Here is a 19302-nt window from a genome sequence, read left to right as displayed (position 1 = left end):
GTAGTTAAAGGCATTCTTTCATTAAAGATGTTTTTTTCCAGAAAGCAAAGCACAACGCAGCTTGTTAACATGGGACGTTATAAAATAAAAGCGTCCAAGTACTGGGTTGGTGAGGCTATAGGATGGTTTTTGTTTGCCTTTTTTTTGATAATTATAGTTTCAATACTAAAGTAAACTTTAATCAGTTTAATTATCTTTTTCTGACAATCTCGGTCTCAGGTCTCGCAGGAAATAGAAGTTTTTCCTACACCTCCCTTACCGATAAAAAACAGGTAATGCGGGATATTCTGTAAGAATTTCATATGTCCTCCTGACATACTCAGCAACAGGAAGTATTGCCACCACAGCAGTTGGTGGGAGCTAATCCCACTTTCTCCAGCAGAATGCCGAACCAGCGAGCCAGCTCAGCACGTTTTGGATACCGCCCTGCCATCACCGTTTCGCCGCCCAACAGCAGTAGCCGAAGCCCTTCTGCTCGAGATGCTTCGAGTAATGCTTTCGCTTTCTCATTCTGAATAAAGCTCATGGGCTGCTGCGCCAGGTTGTAACGCTCAACCTGTACGACACGTCCTTTCAGCCACTGCACATCTGCAGAAAAATCAACCAGAACCTGATCGACATCTGAGCCACATACGCAGGTACAGTAGCACATTGCCGGGTCAAACATCGTTAAGGTCCTCATTCTGAATACCTAACATTTGAAAAAACATATATGTTCAGGCAAATTTTTTAGATGCAAACAGCCTTACCGCTACCAGAGCAGTTTGCCGATGCTAGCTTACGGGCGATGGCCTGTATGTCGTCCTGTTGGCTTAACCAAGCCTGCTCAATCACCTGAGCGGCCCAGGAAGGAATATGCGGGGATAAACGGTAGTGAACCCACTTGCCCTGTTTGCGATCCAGTAATAGACCACTCTCCCTGAGCATCGCCAGATGGCGTGAGATCTTGGGCTGTGACTGATCCAGCGCTGTACAGAGATCACACACGCACAGCTCTCCCATCTCTCTGAGCAGCAACACAATGCCTAGGCGGGTTTCATCGGAGAGGTTTTTGAAGAGTTGTAATGCTGTAAAAATCATAGTCGTTCCCCTACCTATCTGGCTCTATGATACTCGGCTAAAGATTACTTGCAAGATCATATACGGTAAAACAAATATATAGAATAAATAGCGAACGCACAAACTTGTGCGTTCGCTATTAACTAAAGGAATCATTCAGTAAGCCGACAAGTATCGACAAAAATATCGAGGTTTAAATCCAAAGGTTTTGATAAAAATGCTCTCTCATGCTTCCCATCACCAATAAAGAATAAATTCGTACCATCAGGAAAGTATCGATTCTTAATATCTTTCACCTTGGCTCTTCGGAATGCATTTACATCTTTACCATCTTTCAAGAGGTTATCTTCAGAATACTCAGATATCGATATAAATGATTGAGTATCTGTCGGAAGATTTCTTCCAACAAACGAAAGTATGAGATCAAAATTTCTGTCGTCGATATCTTCTTTTAGAATCGCATCAAGCATAAATGGAAGTCGATGTATATTGTCTGTTTCTCTTATTAAAGAATTTAATGCAAAATGATATGACATTACAGTTTTGTGAAGCTCAACGCCTTGAAAAGGGAACGAGTTTATTTTATAAAGATCTGTATATCTAGGTTCTGTTACATTGAATAACTGCATGTCATTAAGATATTTTTTAAATATCCCCTTGAAATCTTTTTCTTTGTTAAACCGCTCGACAAAAAGAGACTGCTCCTCTCCCATCCCATCAATCAACCCTTTAATTTCATCAGACCTTTTTGTATGTTCTTCTATCTCTTCATGAATATTGCTTAACAGACGTATGTTTGCTTTATTATCGATCCATGTATTAACAGATATATTTTGTGATTTTTTCTCAAGAAAATATGAATAGTTTGAAGATATATCAATTTCTAACTTTTTAATCTTCGCAAGTGAACTATTAATATCAGACTGTATCTTTTGTATTTTATTATTTATTTGCTCTGATAGTTTATCAGTATCATTGATGTTTTGATAATAACCATATAACCCCTCTAGGGAATAAGAAAGTATTTGCGTACATGCAGGACAACGGTCAATATTGTTATAGTTTTGGTTTTTGATATTTCTTTTAGTTCTTCTTAGGATCTTGACATGATTTTTAGTTAAGGATAATTTATTACACAAACTCGTATATACATCACGTTCTTCGTCTAATGATGCAACTAAATTTATATAATCATCAATATACTTCTGTGCCTCATCGCCGAATTCTTCATCCAGTAATTTAGAAACAACAAAGTGAGGCTCAGTGCTATATTTACTCAATGAGGAGATCTTCGACTGAAGTTGCGCCCGCTCTTTTGTTAACTTATAAAAATATTCTTTATCAAAAGAATTTTCTATGCCAAGATAATAATCAAGATACGTGTCTTTAAAGTCCTTATAAAAACCAAGGTTAGAGAATGACTCTCTTAAATAAACCCACCCTACAGATTGAGAAATATAGTAAGGCAGGAACATACATTCTATCGATGCTTTTTTTAGCTCCCCCTTCTGTTCTAAAAGCATGTTAAAATCAAATAATTGAGATAACATTTCCTTAAGTTTCACATGTTCAACTCGACCATCAGAGTCAATACCATGAAAACTAAAAAGATCCCCCCCATCCTCTTTTAAATATATGCTACCGAGCTCTCTTACTATTATATATTTTTTATCTACACCTCCTTTAGTGATGCTGAAATCCAATCTGAACGTAGGTTTGTATCGAATAATTTCGCTCAAACCATCTTTAACATCATTAATTCCAAAGGTAAATAAAATGCTCTGTATTAAAGTACTTTTACCCGAGGTATTACACCCACTTATTATGTTTATTTTATTTGAAAACTTTTGGTCGTAATATAAATTATGACTTTCAGAGACAACAAACAATCTATCAAACTTTATAATTGTCTTCATGGTATACCTTAATCGTAGCACTCAACGTAAGAACACAGAACTGCAAAAAATGTATCAATATTATCCAAGTTTATAGAATGAGATTTTCTAATATTATCAACATATGCAGTTAATGCATCTTGCAGAGAAATATATTGAGTTGTGTAATCATTATTTCTAACAAAGTCTTTAATAATTTGATAATCGTAATTACTCATATCCTTGAGTAGTTCAAAAGAGTTAAGTATATAGTTTTCATGATTTTTCTGTATGCTAAGTGGTATTCTAAATTTCATTGAGAATTGCTTTGCTTCGGCACGCCAATAGTCGAATGCCTTTTGCTGTGAATCAATAATATTCATGACTTTTTTTATATCTTCGCCTTCAACCCTTTTTGTTGGATCAAGCAGGCATATTTCCTGCCCTTGGTTATATACAGTCTCTACATCCCTAAATAGAGTAAGTATTACATCAATAGCTGCTTTCGGATCAGCTATATGAGGGAATTTTCTAACCATGAGTCCAATAAGAGATTCTTTTTGTTTCGCAGCAGTTCTTGGGAAATCGACCCACTGAATATGTAAGTTATCTAACTCTTGCCGATGAAAAACCGAAGATTCTTCATTGCAAACTTCTGTTATTCTATTTTCGATTTTAACTTTAATACTTTCATGTAAATCATTATAAACACAGGTGGAGTTTTGCTCATTTATCTTTACTATCTGCTCAGTAGCACCTTCAGCTTTTAACTTCTTCAGAGGCGAGTATTTTAACTCTATTTCTGTATTTGATATAAATGTTAACTGATGCCTATAATCCTCACTTTTTTCGAAAGAGTCATTTTTAAGATTATCCCCAACTAATAGAATTTTAGATACCATCTCAGAAAATCTAGCATCGATAGTCCATATTTTTCCGCTAAGTTTTTTTGCTTGGTAGGCATATATCTCGTTAATATAAGCTAAACAGTCAGTTTTATAGCAAAAAAGAAAATCATCATGATGTTCAATACAAATAAAGAAGTTTTTGTCAATGAAAGAATTAAAATTATCTAACAAAAGATATAATGCACAGTTTCTTTGAAACTCGAAACCAGTTAAGGCATCTACCCCAGCATTTACCGCTTTATTTTTAGCCACCTCATTCTCCTACAATAGCTAAAAATTCCAATTGTTATCCAGCTGATTTAGTGGATGCAAATGAAACAATTTAAGGCGATATGTATCACGAAAATCAAAAAAAATAAAATTATAGAATCATATTTAGTGATCCAATGCACTGTTTAATATACTGTTTTTTTATACAGCAATGAACAATAATGACCTTGGAAAAAGGAAAGACATCAAAAACTCGTTTTCCCTATTCTCAGACTTATACAAACTTAGTTAAACACGCTTCGACATAATCCCCATACCACTGCATCATCTCCTTCCTCCCCTCCAGATATTGAGCATGGTTATACGTTCCACGAATTGAGTTCTTATCGACGTGAGCCAGTTGTAACTCAATCCAGGCAGAGTTGAATCCCTGCTCATGCAAAATGGTACTCATCGTGTGGCGGAATCCATGCCCTGTAACGCGCCCGGCATAGCCGATACGCCTTACCAACACAGTTAATGCCATATCACTCATTGGTTTCTTAGGATTATTACGTCCAGGGAACAGCAACGCTCCTGCTCCAGTCATGGGTTTAAGCTGATTAAGCAGGTCAATTGCCTGGCTTGATAACGGAACCAGATGAGGTCGGCGCATTTTCATTCGCTCTGCTGGCACGTTCCAAACCTTCCGCTCAAAATCAAATTCCTGCCACTCCGCTTGCCTCAACTCCCCAGGCCTTACTCCTGTCAGAATAAGTAATTGCATCGCAATCTTAACAAGCACACTACCGGCATAGGTGTTCAGAGTCCGAAGAAACTCTGGCAATTCATCCTGGGTTAAAAAAGCATAGTGCTCTTTCTCATGAGGAGTCACGGCGCTGGCTAGATCTGGTGCTGGATTGTACTCGGCCCTGCCAGTCACAACAGCATACTTCCAGACTTCTCCACAGCGCTGGCGAACCTTACGGACCTTCTCAGTTGCCCCTCTAGCTTCTATCTTTGAAAGAACTGCAAGCAACTCCATCGGCTTGATATCTTTGATTGGCCGGTGACCGATATAAGGGAACACATCCTTTTCAAAGGTTCTCAGCATCTCTTCGCGGTAGGAGACAGACCAGCGGTCATAGCGACGCTGATACCACTCCCGCGTGATAGCCTCAAAAGAGTTTTCTGCGTCTTGTTGACGACTTAGTTTCTCAATTTTCCGTTCAAGAGAAGGATCGTTGCCAGCCGCTAATGTCCTTTTAGCATCCTCTCGCTTGCTTCTGGCTTCAGCTAAAGAAACATCGGGGTAAACGCCAATAGCGAGCAGTTTCTCTTTACCTAGTGAACGGTACTTGAGACGCCAGTATTTTTTGCCATTGGGATTAACCAGCAGGTAAAGACCACCACCATCAGCCAGTTTGTAGGGCTTCTCTTTAGGTTTTGCAGTTTCAACCTGACGAGCTGTCAGCTTCATTGGGGGTACCTCTCAGCAGGGGGTACAATTATACCCCCATCCATACCCCCACATTGAGCTTGACCCTGGGGGAGTACAATTGAGTTCAATAGACTAATAGAATGCTATAACTGCTTATTTATCAAGGGAAAATTGAGTTGGGTAGACTTCAGGAGACTGGAGTTTGGAGCGGGCGAAGGGAATCGAACCCTCGTATAGAGCTTGGGAAGCTCTCGTTCTACCATTGAACTACGCCCGCTTTGAGGTGCGTAAGGCATTATAGACCTTACGCACCTTCATACAAGCCTCTTCACAACTAACCGGCGATTAAATAATCACTTAGCACTTCGGTTTGCTGCCGGGCGCAGGAAGATAGCGCTGCGGATCGATGGCCGTCGCCTTATAGCGAATCTGGAAATGCAGCTTCACCGCATCCGTACCGGTGCTGCCCATGGTGGCAATCTTCTGCCCGGCTTTGACGTTCTGCCCGTTGTTGACCAGCATCGTGTCGTTGTGCGCATAGGCCGTGATGTAGTCTTCCCCATGCTTAATCATGATCAGGTTACCGTAGCCGCGCAGCTGGTTACCCACGTAAACCACCTTCCCGGCTCCGGAGGCATAAACCGGCGTACCGCGCGCAGCGGCGATATCAATACCCTTGTTACCACCTTCAGAGAGTGAGTAAGGGGCGACCACTTTACCGCTGGCAGGCCAAATCCAGCAGCGCTGTCCAACCGGCGGCCATGACGATTGCGGCACCTGATAGGACGGCGTCACTTTGGCGGTTTTGCCTTTCGAAGAGGACTTTTTACCCGAGGACGATCCGCCGCTCACCTTCAGCTGCTGCCCCACCTCGATAGTGTAGGGCGGAGAAAGGTTATTCAGCCGCGCCAGATCCTTCACGCTGGTCCCCGTTGCACGCGAAATCCGGTACAGGGTGTCCCCGCGCTTAACGGTATAGACCGAACCGGAATAGCTTCCCGTATCCGAAGATTTGCTCCCTGAACAGCCCGCCAGGAATAGCGTCAACGTCAGGCAAAAAACAGCGGTAAGGGGTTTTCTCGTCAGGCTTCCTGCAAACAAAACAGATCCTCGGTCAGCGTGAATGGCGCCCTATGATAACAGCCAAAACGAACAGGGGTCATGCCCTTTTCCGCTCTACGAGCCAAACCGTTCGTATAAGAATGCAGTATAATGCTTCGGCTGATGGTGCTGAACCACTCGGCATTTTGGCACTGGAGCATCAATGAGTATTCAAGAACACGTTATTTTGGTAAACGACCAGGGAATGGTGATTGGCACTCAGGAAAAGTATGCCGCGCACACGTTACACACCCCGCTGCATCTGGCTTTCTCTTCCTGGCTTTTTAACGCAAAAGGCGAATGTCTGATCACACGGCGCGCCTTAAGCAAAAAAGCCTGGCCCGGCGTCTGGACCAACTCCGTCTGCGGCCACCCGCAGTCCGGCGAAGAGACGATACAGGCGATAATCCGCCGCTGCCGTTTTGAAGTGGGCGCTGAACTGACCGATATCACCGCCGTCGCCCCTGAATTTCGCTATCGGGAAACCGACCCGTCCGGGATCGTGGAAAACGAAATTTGCCCGGTATTCGCTGCCCGCATCACCAATGACGTGACGATAAACGAAGATGAAGTGATGGACTATCAGTGGGTTGAGTTGGACGCGCTATTCCGCGCGCTGGACGCGACGCCCTGGGCATTTAGCCCGTGGATGGTCATGGAAGCGACGACCGCCCGCGAAAAACTCAAAGCCTTCGCGGCGCAATAAAAAAGCCCCTTTCGGGGCTTTTTTTACATCTTAATGTCTTATTTCACCGGGCGCATCGCCGGGAACAGGATCACGTCGCGGATGGTGTGGCTGTTAGTGAACAGCATTACCATACGGTCGATACCAATCCCCAGACCCGCCGTTGGTGGCAGACCGTGCTCCAGCGCGGTCACGTAGTCTTCGTCGAAGAACATCGCTTCGTCGTCGCCTGCCGCTTTCGCGTCAACCTGATCCTGGAAACGCTGAGCCTGGTCTTCCGCATCGTTCAGCTCGCTAAAGCCGTTGCCGATTTCACGGCCGCCGATGAAGAATTCGAAGCGGTCAGTGATCTCCGGGTTCTGGTCATTACGACGCGCCAGCGGAGAGACTTCCGCCGGGTATTCGGTGATGAAGGTCGGCTGAATCAGGTGCGCTTCGGCGACTTCTTCGAAGATCTCGGTCACGATACGGCCCAGACCCCAGCTCTTCTCAACCTTGATACCGATGCTGTCGGCGATCGCTTTCGCAGAATCGAAGTTATCCAGATCCGCCATGTTGGTTTCAGGACGGTATTTCTTGATCGCTTCGCGCATGGTCAGTTTTTCGAAAGGCTTACCGAAGTCGAAGACTTCTTCACCGTAAGGCACTTCGGTGGTGCCCAGAATGTCCTGCGCCAGGGTGCGGAACAGGGATTCGGTCAGCTCGATCAGATCTTTGTAATCCGCATACGCCATGTAGAGTTCCATCATGGTGAACTCTGGGTTATGACGAACGGAGATACCTTCGTTACGGAAGTTACGGTTGATCTCGAACACGCGATCAAAACCACCAACCACCAGACGCTTCAGGTACAGTTCCGGCGCGATACGCAGGTACATGTCCAGGTCCAGAGCGTTGTGATGGGTGATGAACGGACGTGCAGATGCGCCGCCAGGGATCACCTGCATCATTGGTGTTTCCACTTCCATAAAGTCGCGGTTCACCATGAACTGGCGGATACCGGCCATGATCTGGGAGCGAATTTTGAAGGTCTTGCGGGATTCATCGTTAGAGATGAGATCCAGGTAACGCTGACGATAGCGCGCTTCCTGATCCTGCAGGCCGTGGAATTTGTCCGGCAGCGGGCGCAGGGCTTTGGTCAGCAGACGCAGCTCGGTGCAGTGGATAGACAGTTCACCGGTTTTGGTTTTGAACAGTTTACCTTTCGCGCCCAGGATATCGCCCAGGTCCCACTTCTTGAACTGCTCGTTGTAGATGCCTTCCGGCAGATCGTCACGGGAAACGTACAGCTGGATACGGCCGCCAACGTCCTGCAGGGTTACGAAGGAGGCTTTACCCATGATACGACGGGTCATCATGCGGCCTGCAACGGCCACTTCGATGTTCAGCGCTTCCAGCTCTTCGTTCTCTTTCGCGTCGAAGTCAGCGTGCAGTTGGTCTGAGGTATGGTCACGACGAAAATCGTTCGGGAACGGCACGCCCTGCTCGCGCAGCGCTGCCAGCTTCTCGCGGCGGGTTTTCAGTTCGTTGTTAAGATCGACTACCGCGTCAGCGCCCTGTGCTTGTTGTTCAGACATGTTGGTTCCTCATAACCCTGCTTTCAAACTTGCTTCGATAAATTGGTCCAGGCTGCCGTCCAGCACCGCCTGCGTGTTGCGGGTTTCAACCCCGGTACGCAGGTCTTTGATGCGGGAGTCATCAAGGACGTAAGAACGGATCTGGCTGCCCCAGCCGATGTCAGACTTGTTGTCTTCCATCGCCTGTTTCTCAGCATTTTTCTTCTGCATCTCCAGCTCATAAAGCTTCGCTTTCATCTGCTTCATGGCCTGGTCTTTGTTCTTATGCTGGGAACGGTCGTTCTGGCATTGCGTGACCAGCCCGGTTGGAATGTGGGTAATACGCACCGCCGATTCCGTACGGTTAACGTGCTGGCCGCCCGCGCCGGATGCGCGATAAACGTCGATACGCAGGTCCGCCGGGTTAATTTCGATATCGATATCTTCGTCAACTTCCGGGTAAACGAACGCGGAGCTGAAGGAGGTATGACGACGGCCGCCGGAGTCGAACGGGCTCTTACGCACCAGGCGGTGAACGCCGGTTTCAGTACGCAGCCAGCCGTAGGCGTAGTCACCGATGATCTTGATGGTGACGGATTTAATACCGGCCACTTCACCTTCAGACTCTTCGATAATTTCAGTTTTGAAGCCGCGCGCTTCTGCCCAACGCAGGTACATGCGCGTCAGCATGCTGGCCCAGTCCTGCGCTTCAGTACCGCCAGAACCTGCCTGAATATCAAGATAGCAGTCAGCGCTGTCGTATTCGCCGGAGAACATGCGACGGAATTCAAGCTGCGCCAGCTTCTCTTCCAGCACGTCGAGTTCTGCCACGGCTTCGTTAAAGGTTTCTTCGTCGTCGGCTTCGACGGCCAGCTCCAGCAAACCGGAAACATCTTCCAGCCCCTGGGCCATTTGATCCAGCGTATCTACGATAGCTTCGAGGGAGGAACGCTCTTTACCCAGCGCCTGTGCGCGTTCAGGTTCGTTCCAGACGTCCGGCTGTTCCAGCTCGGCGTTTACTTCTTCAAGACGCTCTTTCTTGGCATCGTAGTCAAAGATACCCCCTAAGAACGTCAGAGCGCTCCGTGAGGTCCTGAATACGGTTTTTTACCGGATTAATTTCAAACATGGTCTGTTTTCTTTTATGGACTTGTCAAAATGCGGTGATAAGAGCGGGATTGTACCGAATCCACGCCCTTTTTTATAGAGATTACTGCCGCTAAATTGGCCAGATATTGTCGATGATGATCTGAAGGGTGCGGTTACCGCGAAACTCGTTGATGTCCAGTTTGTACGCCAGCTCGACCTCGCGTACGCCGTTGTCCGGCCATACCGCCGTATCAACGTTAAAGGCAATGCCGTCCAGCAGCGGGCCGCCGCCCACGGGCTCGACCATCACTTTTAGATGACGTTCGCCGACGATACGCTGTTGCAGCAGGCGGAAACGGCCGTCGAACAGCGGCTCCGGGAACATCTGCCCCCATGGACCGGCATCGCGGAGCATTTGCGCCACGTCCATCGTCATCTCAAGCGGTGAAAGCTCACCATCGGACACCACTTCCCCCTGCAACAGGGCCGGGTCGATCCAGTCGGTGACCAGTTCACCAAACAGCCGCTGGAACTCGTCGAATTTCGCCTCTTCCAGCGACAGGCCCGCCGCCATCGCATGGCCGCCAAACTTGAGCATCAGGCCCGGATACAGCGTATCAAGACGCTCCAGGGCATCACGCATGTGCAGACCCTGGATTGAGCGGCCAGAGCCTTTGAGCGTGCCGTCGCCCGCGGGGGCGAACGCGATCACCGGGCGGTGGAAGCGCTCTTTAATGCGCGACGCCAGAATGCCGACCACGCCCTGATGCCACTCAGGATGGTACATCGCCAGGCCGCCCGGCAGCGTATCGCCGCTGCGCTCAAGTTTTTCGCACAGGGTCAGCGCCTCTGCCTGCATCCCCTGCTCAATCTCTTTACGAGTCTGGTTCAGCGCGTCCAGCTCATTGGCCAGAACGCGTGCTTCACCAATGTTATCGCACAGCAGCAGCGCCACGCCGACGGACATATCGTCCAGCCTTCCGGCGGCGTTAAGACGCGGCCCGAGGGCAAAGCCCAAATCGCTTGCCGCCAGCTTGAGCGGATCGCGGTTGGCAATCTCCAGCAGCGCCTTAATCCCCGGACGGCACTTGCCTGCCCGGATGCGGCTTAAGCCCTGCCAGGTCAAAATGCGGTTATTGGTATCAAGCGGCACCACGTCCGCGACGGTACCCAGCGCCACCAGATCGAGATATTCGGCCAGGTTCGGTACGGCAATACCGCGGGAGTCGAACCAGCCCTTATCGCGTAACAGGGTACGTAACGCCAGCATCAGATAAAACGCCACGCCCACGCCTGCGAGGGATTTCGACGGGAAATCGCAGTCGCGCAGGTTGGGATTAATAATCGCTTCCGCATCCGGCAGCGTTTCGCCCGGCAGATGGTGATCGGTGACCAGCACAGGGATCCCCAAAGCGTGAGCATGATCGACGCCCGCATGGGAAGAGATGCCGTTATCGACGGTCATGATCATCTGTGCACCGCGGGCGTGGGCCTGATCGACCACTTCCGGGCTGAGGCCATAGCCGTCTTCAAAACGGTTCGGCACCAGATACGTGACGTTATCGCAGCCCAGCGCGCGCAGGCTGAGCACGCTCAGCGCGGTGCTGGTTGCGCCGTCGGCGTCGAAATCCCCTACCACCACAATCCGCGTTCCCTCACGAAGCGCGTTGTAGAGCATTTCAGTGGCTTTTTCGATACCGCTCAGCTGCTGCCAGGGCAGCATCCCTTTCACGCTGCGTTCAAGATCCTCAGCGCTACGCACGCCGCGGCTGGCGTAGAGGCGCTTAAGCAGCGCCGGGAGTTCATCTGGCAAATCAACCGGTTCAACCGCCTCGCGGCGGCGCAATTTTATTGGGGCTTTCACGCGGATTATTTACCACCAAACTGTTTCTGGTGCGCGTCGAGGAACTCTTTCATCTCTTTCGGTCCCTGATAGCCTGGAACGACATAGCCGTTGCTCAGGACAATCGCTGGCGTACCGTTAACGCCAAACTGCACGCCAAGCGCGTAGTGGTTAGCAATATCAATGTCGCAGGAGGCCGGCTTAACGCCTTTGCCGTTCATCGCGTCGTCAAACGCTTTGTTGCGGTCTTTCGCACACCAGATGGCCTTCATGTCCTGCTCTGGCTGGCTCTGCACGCCCGCGCGCGGGAAGGCCAGGTAACGTACGGTAATACCCAGCGCGTTGTAATCTTTCATCTCTTCATGCAGCTTGTGGCAGTAGCCGCAGGTGATGTCGGTGAAGACGGTAATGACGTGTTTTTCCTGCGCCGCCTTATAGACGATCATCTCTTTTTCGAGCGCGTTCAGGTTTTTCATCAGCAGCTGGTTGGTGACGTTCACCGGCTGCGCGCCGCTCACGTCGTACATTGGCCCCTGAATAATGTGTTTGCCGTCTTCGGTGACGTACAGCACGCCGCTGCTCGTCAGCACCGTTTTCATGCCGGCAACCGGTGCAGGCTGAATATCGCTGCCGGTGACGCCAAGCTTAGCCAGCGACTGTTTGATGGCGGCGTCGTCCGCATGGGCGAAACCGGTAAATGAGGCTGCCAGCAGGGTGAACAGCGCGAAACTCTTTTTCATAGTTGATCCTGTTACAATTCGTCGGCACTCACGCACGAGGGTGGTGCTGTTGGTGTAGCTGCCGCAGGCGTTCCGTCGCGACATGGGTGTAAATTTGCGTCGTGGAAAGATCGCTATGTCCCAGCAGCATCTGCACCACGCGTAAATCCGCGCCGTGGTTGAGCAGATGCGTCGCGAAGGCATGACGCAATACGTGCGGCGAAAGCTTTTCACTGTCGATACCGGCCAGTGTGGCGTAATGCTTGATGCGATGCCAGAACGTTTGCCGCGTCATCTGCTGTGCGCGCTGGCTCGGAAACAGAACGTCGATAGACGCGCCGTTGAGCAGCCACGGGCGACCGTGCTCCAGATACGTTTCCAGCCAGTAAACCGCCTCTTCGCCCAGCGGAACCAGCCTTTCCTTGTTTCCTTTACCGATGACGCGCACCACGCCCTGACGCAGGCTGATGTCGCTCATCGTCAGGCCAACCAGTTCCGAAACGCGCAGGCCGGTAGCATACAATAGCTCAAGCATGGCTTTATCGCGTAACTCCAGCGGCAGGTCAACTGCCGGTGACTGTAATAATCTCTCAACTTGTGCTTCGCTGAGATCTTTCGGCAGCCGCTGCGGGAGCTTAGGGGATGCCAGCAGCGCGCTGGGATCGTCCTCGCGGATCTTCTCACGGTAGAGATGCTGGAACAGCCGACGCATGGCGCTGAGCAAGCGCGCAGAACTGGTCGCTTTGTAGCCCCCTTCGACACGTTCACCGAGCAGCGCCTGCAGGTCGTCGCTTTGCGCGCTCGCCAGCGAGAGCTGCCGACGGGCCAGCCACTCCACCAGCATGGTGAGATCGCGACGGTAGGCGCTGAGGGTATTCTCGGCCAGGTTTTTCTCCAGCCACAGCGCGTCGAGAAACTGTTCGATCAGTGCGAGATCCTTTTCCACATCAGCCCCTTTGATTCTGCAGTCAGGCTATTATGCCTGATTGCGACCGGTTTCTGGTACACTACGCGCAAAGTCAAAGCAAGAATTGAGATAGTTACGCGATGAATATTGGTCTGTTCTATGGTTCCAGCACCTGCTACACCGAAATGGCGGCAGAGAAAATTCGCGACATCATTGGCCCGGAACTGGTGACGTTGCATAACCTGAAAGATGACGCGGTCGCTCTGATGGAACAGTACGATGTGCTGATCCTCGGCATCCCAACCTGGGATTTTGGTGAGATACAGGAAGACTGGGAAGCCATCTGGGATCAACTCGATTCAGTCAATCTCGACGGCAAGATCATTGCCATGTACGGCATGGGGGATCAGCTGGGGTACGGGGAGTGGTTCCTGGACGCGCTCGGCATGTTGCACGACAAGCTGGCGCCGAAAGGGGTGTCGTTCATCGGCTACTGGCCAACCGAAGGTTACGAGTTCACCAGTAAAAAGCCGATTATTGCCGACGGCGAGCTGTTTGTTGGGCTCGCGCTGGATGAAACCAACCAGTACGATCTCAGCGATGAACGCCTGCAAAGCTGGTGCGAGCAGATCCTGGGCGAGATGGCAGAAAAGTTTAGCTAACGCGCGTTACCCCTGCGTCGTCTGTTGTAGCAACATCCGGCGCAGGTCTCGCCACTCGGCAGCATCCATACTGTCAGCCGCCAGCCACAAATGCTGGCAACGCCCGCCGTCCACCTTGCGTAACCGTAACATCATGCCGCAGTTGAGCATCCAGGGCATACCGAGGATATCCCACTCTTTACCCTGCCAGCGCAGGCGGGAATCCATCAGTAATTTAATCTCTCCCTGGCGGGCATTAATGCGACGCTGGCTGCGTACGCTGTCAAAAACGACAAACGACAGTAACAGCAGCCACAGCGGCGTATAGCTCAGCGGCCACGGCATCAGTAACACAATGGCCGCAACCAGGCCGTGGAGCAATAAAGACATCCACTGCGAGCGCCACGAGACGCGAAGATCAGATTGCCACAGGACCACGTTCCCGATTCCGTGTTTGAATTAATTGCACCATCCGTTGCAACTCGGTGTCGGCGGGTTTGCCGTGGTTCATCAGCCAGTTGAATAAATCCGGATCGTCAGACTCAAGCAGTCGAACAAACAGACGCTTATCATCGTCGCTTAAGGTGTCATACTCATATTCGAAGAAAGGCATGATGGAAATATCAAGTTCACGCATGCCGCGGCGGCACGCCCAGTGAATACGGGCCTTGTTGTTAATATCCATGTTCAGTTTCCTGCATTACGTTTGGCACAGTCGGTACCCCCTTCAGTGTTCTTTATTTCTCTACGGGGACACCAGCTAGTGTAACGTGTTTTTGACCGTTTCATTACTGGAATATTGCATTCGCCGAGCAGGCTTCCAGAATAATCCCCACAAAGACAGCGGATTACATTATTTTGCGTAGCGCTACGCATAACCGGTTTAAGGCACAAATGGTCTGCTGAAAGCGCTTGCATTGCCTGCAGGCTCTTTTACCATTAGGCATTATCAAAGCGTTAAGCAATTCAGGATATCGTTATGGCCTTTACACCATTTTCTCCTCGCCAGCCCGCCGCCTCTGCGCGTCTGCCGCTGACGCTTATTTCTCTTGATGACTGGGCGCTGGCAACGCTCACCGGTGCCGACGCCGAAAAATACCTGCAGGGCCAGGTGACCGCCGACGTCAGCCAGATGACCGAACACCAGCACCTGCTGGCCGCGCATTGCGACCCAAAAGGCAAAATGTGGAGCAATCTGCGTATCTTCCGCCGCCAGGACGGCTTTGCCTTTATTGAGCGCCGCAGCCTGCAAGAGGCCCAGCTCAAGGAGCTGAAAAAGTACGCGGTCTTTTCCAAAGTTACTATCACCCCGGACGACGAACATGTCCTGCTGGGTGTGGCCGGTTTCCAGGCGCGTGCGGCGCTGAAAAATCTGTTCAGCGAACTGCCGGATGCGGAAAAGCAGGTGGTCAGCGAAGGCGCGACATCCATCCTGTGGTTTGAACACCCGGCGGAGCGTTTCCTGTTAGTCACGGATGCGGCAACTGCCGAACGCGTCACCGAGGCGCTGCGCGGCGAAGCGCAGCTCAACAACAGTCAGCAGTGGCTGGCGCTGAACATCGAGGCGGGTCTGCCGATCATTGACGCCGCAAACAGCGCGCAGTTTATTCCTCAGGCAACCAACCTGCAGGCGCTGGGAGGCATCAGCTTTAAAAAGGGCTGTTACACCGGCCAGGAGATGGTCGCCCGTGCGAAATTCCGCGGGGCAAACAAACGTGCGCTGTGGACGCTGGCGGGGCATGCCAGCCGTGTACCTGAAGCGGGTGAAGACTTAGAGCTGAAGATGGGTGATAACTGGCGCCGCACCGGCACCGTATTAGCCGCTGTACAGCTGGATGATGGACGTCTTTTGGTTCAAGCCGTCATGAACAACGACATGGAGGCTGACAGCGTGTTCCGCGTGCGTGACGATGCGAACACACTGAGCATCGAGCCGCTGCCGTATTCTCTGGAAGAGTGATGCTGTATCGCCCGGTGGCGCTGCGTTTACCGGGCCTACGGTTTTGGTGTCCTCCCTCTCCCAGTGGGAGAGGGCCGGGGTGAGGGCAACCGTCCGCACGGTGTAAAAAACTACACCTGCCCCACATAAAGATAAATCGCCAAAAAGTGGCACACGCTGCCGCCCAGCACAAAGCCGTGCCAGATGGCATGGTTGTACGGGATGCGCTTGCAGACGTAGAAGATCACGCCGAGCGAGTACACCACACCGCCTAAGGCCAGAAGCGTCACGCCCCCTACCGACAGTTTGACCGCCAGTTGATACACCACAATCAGCGACAGCCAGCCCATCGTCAGATAGGTGACCAGTGACAGCACCTTAAACCGGTGTGCTATGGTCAGCTTAAACAGGATCCCCAGCAGTGCCAGGCTCCAGATAACAATCATCAGGCCACGCGACAGCGGCGAGTTAAGCCCCACCAGCAAAAACGGTGTGTAGGTGCCTGCAATCAGAAGATAGATAGCGCAGTGGTCAAATTTCTTGAGCCACGTCTTGGCCCGCTGATGCGGGATCGCGTGATACAGCGTCGACGCCAGGAACAGCAGGATCATACTCCCGCCATACAGGCTGTAGCTGGTAATAGCCATCGCGCTGGCATTGGTGTCCACCGCCTGCACCAGCAATAACACTAAACCGACAATCCCAAACACCAGGCCAATGCCGTGGCTGATGCTGTTGGCTACTTCCTCAGCCAGCGAATATCCCTGTGCGATTAATGGTCTGCTCACCATACAAAACTCCGGGAAAACTAAAGATGATTATTCATCGCATAACTATGCTAACTGAGAATGATTCCAGTGAACACCTGTTAGCTAAAATAATTTCATTTCAAAATTTATACCTAAAAATCATAGATATAAAGAAATCTTTCACCTAACAATTGTTCACACAAAAATTTAATCATTATGAATCAAGAGCATAAAAATGGATCCTGCCGTCCGGGTGCATGTTATGATGTGACGATGAGGTCAGAATAAGAGTTATGCCATTGTGAGTATGTTCACCCACTCCGCCATTGCCAGTCTCAATAACCTGGAGATGATGGTCTACAACTATGTCATAAAAAATCGTGACAAAGTCATGTACATGACCATCCGCGAGCTGGCGGATGCGGCAGGCGTCTCAACCACCACTATCCTGCGCTTTTGCCGCAAGCTTAACTGCGAAGGCTATTCTGAATTCCGCGTGCGCTTTAAGCTTTATCTTGAACAGAACGAGCCCCAGCAGACAAACTTCGGTGCCAGCGAAATTATCAGCTTTTTTAAAAGCGTGAATAATGAAGAGTTCGACGCGTTATTAGATAATGCGGTCGATATTATTTTATCGTCAGAACGCATTATATTTGTCGGCGCAGGCACGTCAGGCTCGCTGGCAAAATATGGCGCACGTTTCTTTTCTAATATCGGAAAATTCAGCAACCATATTGATGACCCTTATTTCCCGGTCACCAATGATATGGCGAAAAATGCGCTGGCGATCGTGCTCTCCGTCTCGGGCGAGACCGAGGAGATCCTGCGCTTCGCCAGCCAGTTCAGCCTGCATCACTGCAAAGTGCTCTCCATTACCAGCCATGAGCACTCGCGCCTCGCAAAGCTGGCGGACTTTAATCTCTCCTGGCATGTTCCTCAGACGCGTATTGCAGGCGTCTACGACATCACCACGCAAATTCCCGTCATTTATATTCTGGAGTCTCTGGGACGTAAACTGGCGAAGAAACTCACAGAATAAAACACCCTGTTTTTTTGATGTGACAAATCACATTATGCACACCTTGTTATATCGTGACATTTAATTTCGCTTTGCTAGACTCGATGCTAATAAGCCATTTATTGAGAATAGCAGCGATGAAAAAATTGACCTTACCAAAAGATTTTTTATGGGGCGGCGCGGTTGCGGCTCACCAGGTAGAAGGCGGCTGGAACAAAGGCGGTAAAGGGCCAAGCATTTGCGATGTATTAACCGGCGGCGCACACGGCGTGCCGCGTGAAATCACGCAAGAGGTGGTGCCGGGTAAATACTACCCCAATCATGAAGCTATCGATTTCCACGGCCATTATAAAGAAGACATCAAGCTGTTTGCCGAGATGGGCTTCAAGTGTTTCCGCACCTCTATTGCCTGGACGCGTATCTTCCCGAACGGTGACGAAACGCAGCCAAACGAAGAGGGTCTGAAATTTTACGACGACATGTTCGATGAGCTGCTGAAGTACAACATTGAACCGGTAATCACCCTCTCCCACTTCGAAATGCCGCTGCACCTGGTGAAGGAGTACGGTAGCTGGACCAACCGTAAAGTGGTCGATTTCTTTGTGCGCTTCGCGGAAGTGGTCTTCGAGCGCTACAAAAACAAGGTCAAATACTGGATGACCTTCAACGAAATCAACAACCAGCGCAACTGGCGCGCGCCGCTGTTCGGTTACTGCTGCTCGGGCGTGGTCTATACCGAACATGACAATCCGGAAGAGACCATGTACCAGGTCCTGCACCATCAGTTTGTGGCCAGCGCCCTGGCGGTGAAAGCCGCGCGCCGTATTAACCCGGAGATGAAAGTCGGCTGCATGCTGGCGATGGTGGCACTCTATCCGTTCTCCTGCAAACCGGAAGACGTGATGTTTGCCCAGGAATCGATGCGCGAGCGCTATGTCTTTACCGACGTCCAGTTGCGTGGTTACTACCCGTCCTACGTGCTGAACGAGTGGGAGCGCCGCGGGTTCTCCATCAAAATGGAGGCAGGCGACGAGCAGATCCTGCGTGAAGGTACCTGCGACTACCTGGGCTTCAGCTACTACATGACCAACGCGGTGAAAGCGGAAGGCGGTACCGGCGATGCCATTTCCGGTTTCGAAGGCAGCGTGCCGAATCCGCACGTGAAGGCGTCCGACTGGGGCTGGCAGATTGACCCGGTGGGCCTGCGTTATGCCCTGTGCGAACTGTACGAACGTTATCAGAAGCCGCTGTTTATCGTGGAAAACGGGTTCGGCGCCTACGATAAAGTCGAAGAGGACGGCAGCATCAACGATGACTATCGTATCGACTACCTGCGTGCCCACGTGGAAGAGATGATCAAAGCCGTGACGCACGATGGCGTGGATCTGATGGGCTATACGCCATGGGGCTGTATCGACTGCGTATCGTTCACCACCGGCCAGTACAGCAAGCGCTACGGCTTTATCTATGTGAACAAGCACGACGACGGCACGGGCGACATGTCGCGTTCCCGTAAGAAGAGCTTCGAGTGGTATAAAGGCGTGATTGCCAGCAACGGCGAGGCGCTGTGATTTTTTGCCCGGT

The 19302-nt window shown here is 50.3% G+C and carries 19 protein-coding genes, 1 tRNA gene and 1 pseudogene; 5 read left to right on the top strand and 16 right to left on the bottom strand.

Annotation, left to right across the window (positions count from 1 at the left end; all coding sequences use genetic code 11):
* Positions 1-218 precede the first annotated feature (218 nt).
* The 8 genes and pseudogenes from AC0TOY_RS17335 to actS all read right to left on the bottom strand — a co-directional run.
* A pseudogene (locus AC0TOY_RS17335) lies at positions 219-302 on the bottom strand (ArsA-related P-loop ATPase); the annotation flags it as partial.
* 17 nt (positions 303-319) lie between these two features.
* The gene (arsD, locus tag AC0TOY_RS17330) at positions 320-682 is read right to left on the bottom strand and encodes an arsenite efflux transporter metallochaperone ArsD (RefSeq protein WP_248165633.1); all 363 of its coding nucleotides are present in this window, start codon (positions 680-682) and stop codon (positions 320-322) included.
* Between the two features lie 47 nt (positions 683-729).
* Positions 730-1080, bottom strand: a complete 351-nt coding sequence (gene arsR, locus AC0TOY_RS17325; protein WP_064159920.1) for an As(III)-sensing metalloregulatory transcriptional repressor ArsR — start codon at positions 1078-1080, stop codon at positions 730-732.
* A 131-nt stretch (positions 1081-1211) separates the two neighbouring features.
* Positions 1212-2975 carry a P-loop NTPase family protein gene (locus AC0TOY_RS17320; protein ID WP_248165631.1) on the bottom strand — a complete coding sequence of 588 codons (1764 nt, stop codon included), beginning with the start codon at positions 2973-2975 and terminating at the stop codon, positions 1212-1214.
* Positions 2976-2983: 8 nt separating this feature from the next.
* On the bottom strand, positions 2984-4093 hold the full coding sequence (locus AC0TOY_RS17315; protein WP_079951695.1) for a dsDNA nuclease domain-containing protein: 1110 nt from the start codon (positions 4091-4093) through the stop codon (positions 2984-2986).
* Between the two features lie 232 nt (positions 4094-4325).
* Entirely contained in the window at positions 4326-5510 is a 1185-nt protein-coding gene (locus AC0TOY_RS17310; RefSeq protein ID WP_064159883.1) for a tyrosine-type recombinase/integrase, read from the bottom strand.
* Between the two features lie 164 nt (positions 5511-5674).
* A tRNA-Gly gene (locus AC0TOY_RS17305) sits at positions 5675-5748 on the bottom strand.
* 80 nt (positions 5749-5828) lie between these two features.
* A complete protein-coding gene (gene actS / locus AC0TOY_RS17300) occupies positions 5829-6572 on the bottom strand; it encodes an amidase activator ActS (protein ID WP_473722247.1) in 744 nt (247 codons plus the stop codon).
* Between the two features lie 163 nt (positions 6573-6735).
* Here actS and idi point away from each other — a divergent pair, with 163 nt between their 5' ends.
* Positions 6736-7278, top strand: a complete 543-nt coding sequence (gene idi / locus AC0TOY_RS17295; protein ID WP_090418563.1) for an isopentenyl-diphosphate Delta-isomerase — start codon at positions 6736-6738, stop codon at positions 7276-7278.
* 38 nt (positions 7279-7316) lie between these two features.
* Here the strand turns inward: idi and lysS are convergent, their stop codons facing one another.
* From lysS to xerD, 5 genes are all read right to left on the bottom strand, one after another.
* Positions 7317-8834, bottom strand: coding sequence for a lysine--tRNA ligase (lysS, locus tag AC0TOY_RS17290; RefSeq protein ID WP_248165629.1), 1518 nt, complete (start codon positions 8832-8834; stop codon positions 7317-7319).
* A 9-nt stretch (positions 8835-8843) separates the two neighbouring features.
* Positions 8844-9942, bottom strand: a protein-coding gene (gene prfB / locus AC0TOY_RS17285; protein WP_096059326.1) for a peptide chain release factor 2 whose coding sequence is annotated in 2 segments (ribosomal slippage) — positions 8844-9866 and positions 9868-9942 — 1098 coding nt in all. Because the reading frame shifts where the segments join, the coding sequence is not laid out codon by codon here.
* A gap of 90 nt (positions 9943-10032) precedes the next feature.
* Complete coding sequence (recJ, locus tag AC0TOY_RS17280) at positions 10033-11766, bottom strand: single-stranded-DNA-specific exonuclease RecJ (protein ID WP_048991824.1); 1734 nt, start codon at positions 11764-11766, stop codon at positions 10033-10035.
* A gap of 5 nt (positions 11767-11771) precedes the next feature.
* The gene (gene dsbC, locus AC0TOY_RS17275; RefSeq protein WP_024906584.1) at positions 11772-12485 is read right to left on the bottom strand and encodes a bifunctional protein-disulfide isomerase/oxidoreductase DsbC; all 714 of its coding nucleotides are present in this window, start codon (positions 12483-12485) and stop codon (positions 11772-11774) included.
* Between the two features lie 28 nt (positions 12486-12513).
* Positions 12514-13410: a site-specific tyrosine recombinase XerD gene (gene xerD / locus AC0TOY_RS17270; protein ID WP_024906583.1), complete on the bottom strand. Its 897-nt coding sequence runs from the start codon at positions 13408-13410 to the stop codon at positions 12514-12516.
* A 101-nt stretch (positions 13411-13511) separates the two neighbouring features.
* On the opposite strand from xerD, the gene fldB reads away from it, so the two are divergent.
* Positions 13512-14033 carry a flavodoxin FldB gene (gene fldB / locus AC0TOY_RS17265; RefSeq protein ID WP_023309099.1) on the top strand — a complete coding sequence of 174 codons (522 nt, stop codon included), beginning with the start codon at positions 13512-13514 and terminating at the stop codon, positions 14031-14033.
* Between the two features lie 6 nt (positions 14034-14039).
* Here fldB and AC0TOY_RS17260 read toward each other — a convergent pair whose 3' ends face one another.
* A complete protein-coding gene (locus AC0TOY_RS17260) occupies positions 14040-14450 on the bottom strand; it encodes a protein YgfX (protein ID WP_023326024.1) in 411 nt (136 codons plus the stop codon).
* Complete coding sequence (sdhE, locus tag AC0TOY_RS17255) at positions 14431-14697, bottom strand: FAD assembly factor SdhE (protein WP_006178375.1); 267 nt, start codon at positions 14695-14697, stop codon at positions 14431-14433. The genes AC0TOY_RS17260 and sdhE overlap by 20 nt, the downstream gene beginning before the upstream one ends.
* Before the next feature lie 294 nt (positions 14698-14991).
* On the opposite strand from sdhE, the gene ygfZ reads away from it, so the two are divergent.
* On the top strand, positions 14992-15972 hold the full coding sequence (gene ygfZ / locus AC0TOY_RS17250; protein ID WP_157189698.1) for a tRNA-modifying protein YgfZ: 981 nt from the start codon (positions 14992-14994) through the stop codon (positions 15970-15972).
* Positions 15973-16082: 110 nt separating this feature from the next.
* Here the strand turns inward: ygfZ and trhA are convergent, their stop codons facing one another.
* Positions 16083-16742: a PAQR family membrane homeostasis protein TrhA gene (gene trhA, locus AC0TOY_RS17245; protein WP_063144936.1), complete on the bottom strand. Its 660-nt coding sequence runs from the start codon at positions 16740-16742 to the stop codon at positions 16083-16085.
* 265 nt (positions 16743-17007) lie between these two features.
* On the opposite strand from trhA, the gene AC0TOY_RS17240 reads away from it, so the two are divergent.
* Positions 17008-17739 carry a MurR/RpiR family transcriptional regulator gene (locus AC0TOY_RS17240; protein ID WP_473722358.1) on the top strand — a complete coding sequence of 244 codons (732 nt, stop codon included), beginning with the start codon at positions 17008-17010 and terminating at the stop codon, positions 17737-17739.
* Between the two features lie 116 nt (positions 17740-17855).
* Positions 17856-19289, top strand: a complete 1434-nt coding sequence (bglA, locus tag AC0TOY_RS17235; protein WP_061714507.1) for a 6-phospho-beta-glucosidase BglA — start codon at positions 17856-17858, stop codon at positions 19287-19289.
* Positions 19290-19302 lie beyond the last annotated feature (13 nt).

This window comes from Enterobacter sp. PL_is379, assembly GCF_055817355.1.
The sequence above is the reverse complement of the archived record's forward strand: the minus strand, read 5'-3'. Positions and strand labels throughout refer to the sequence as shown.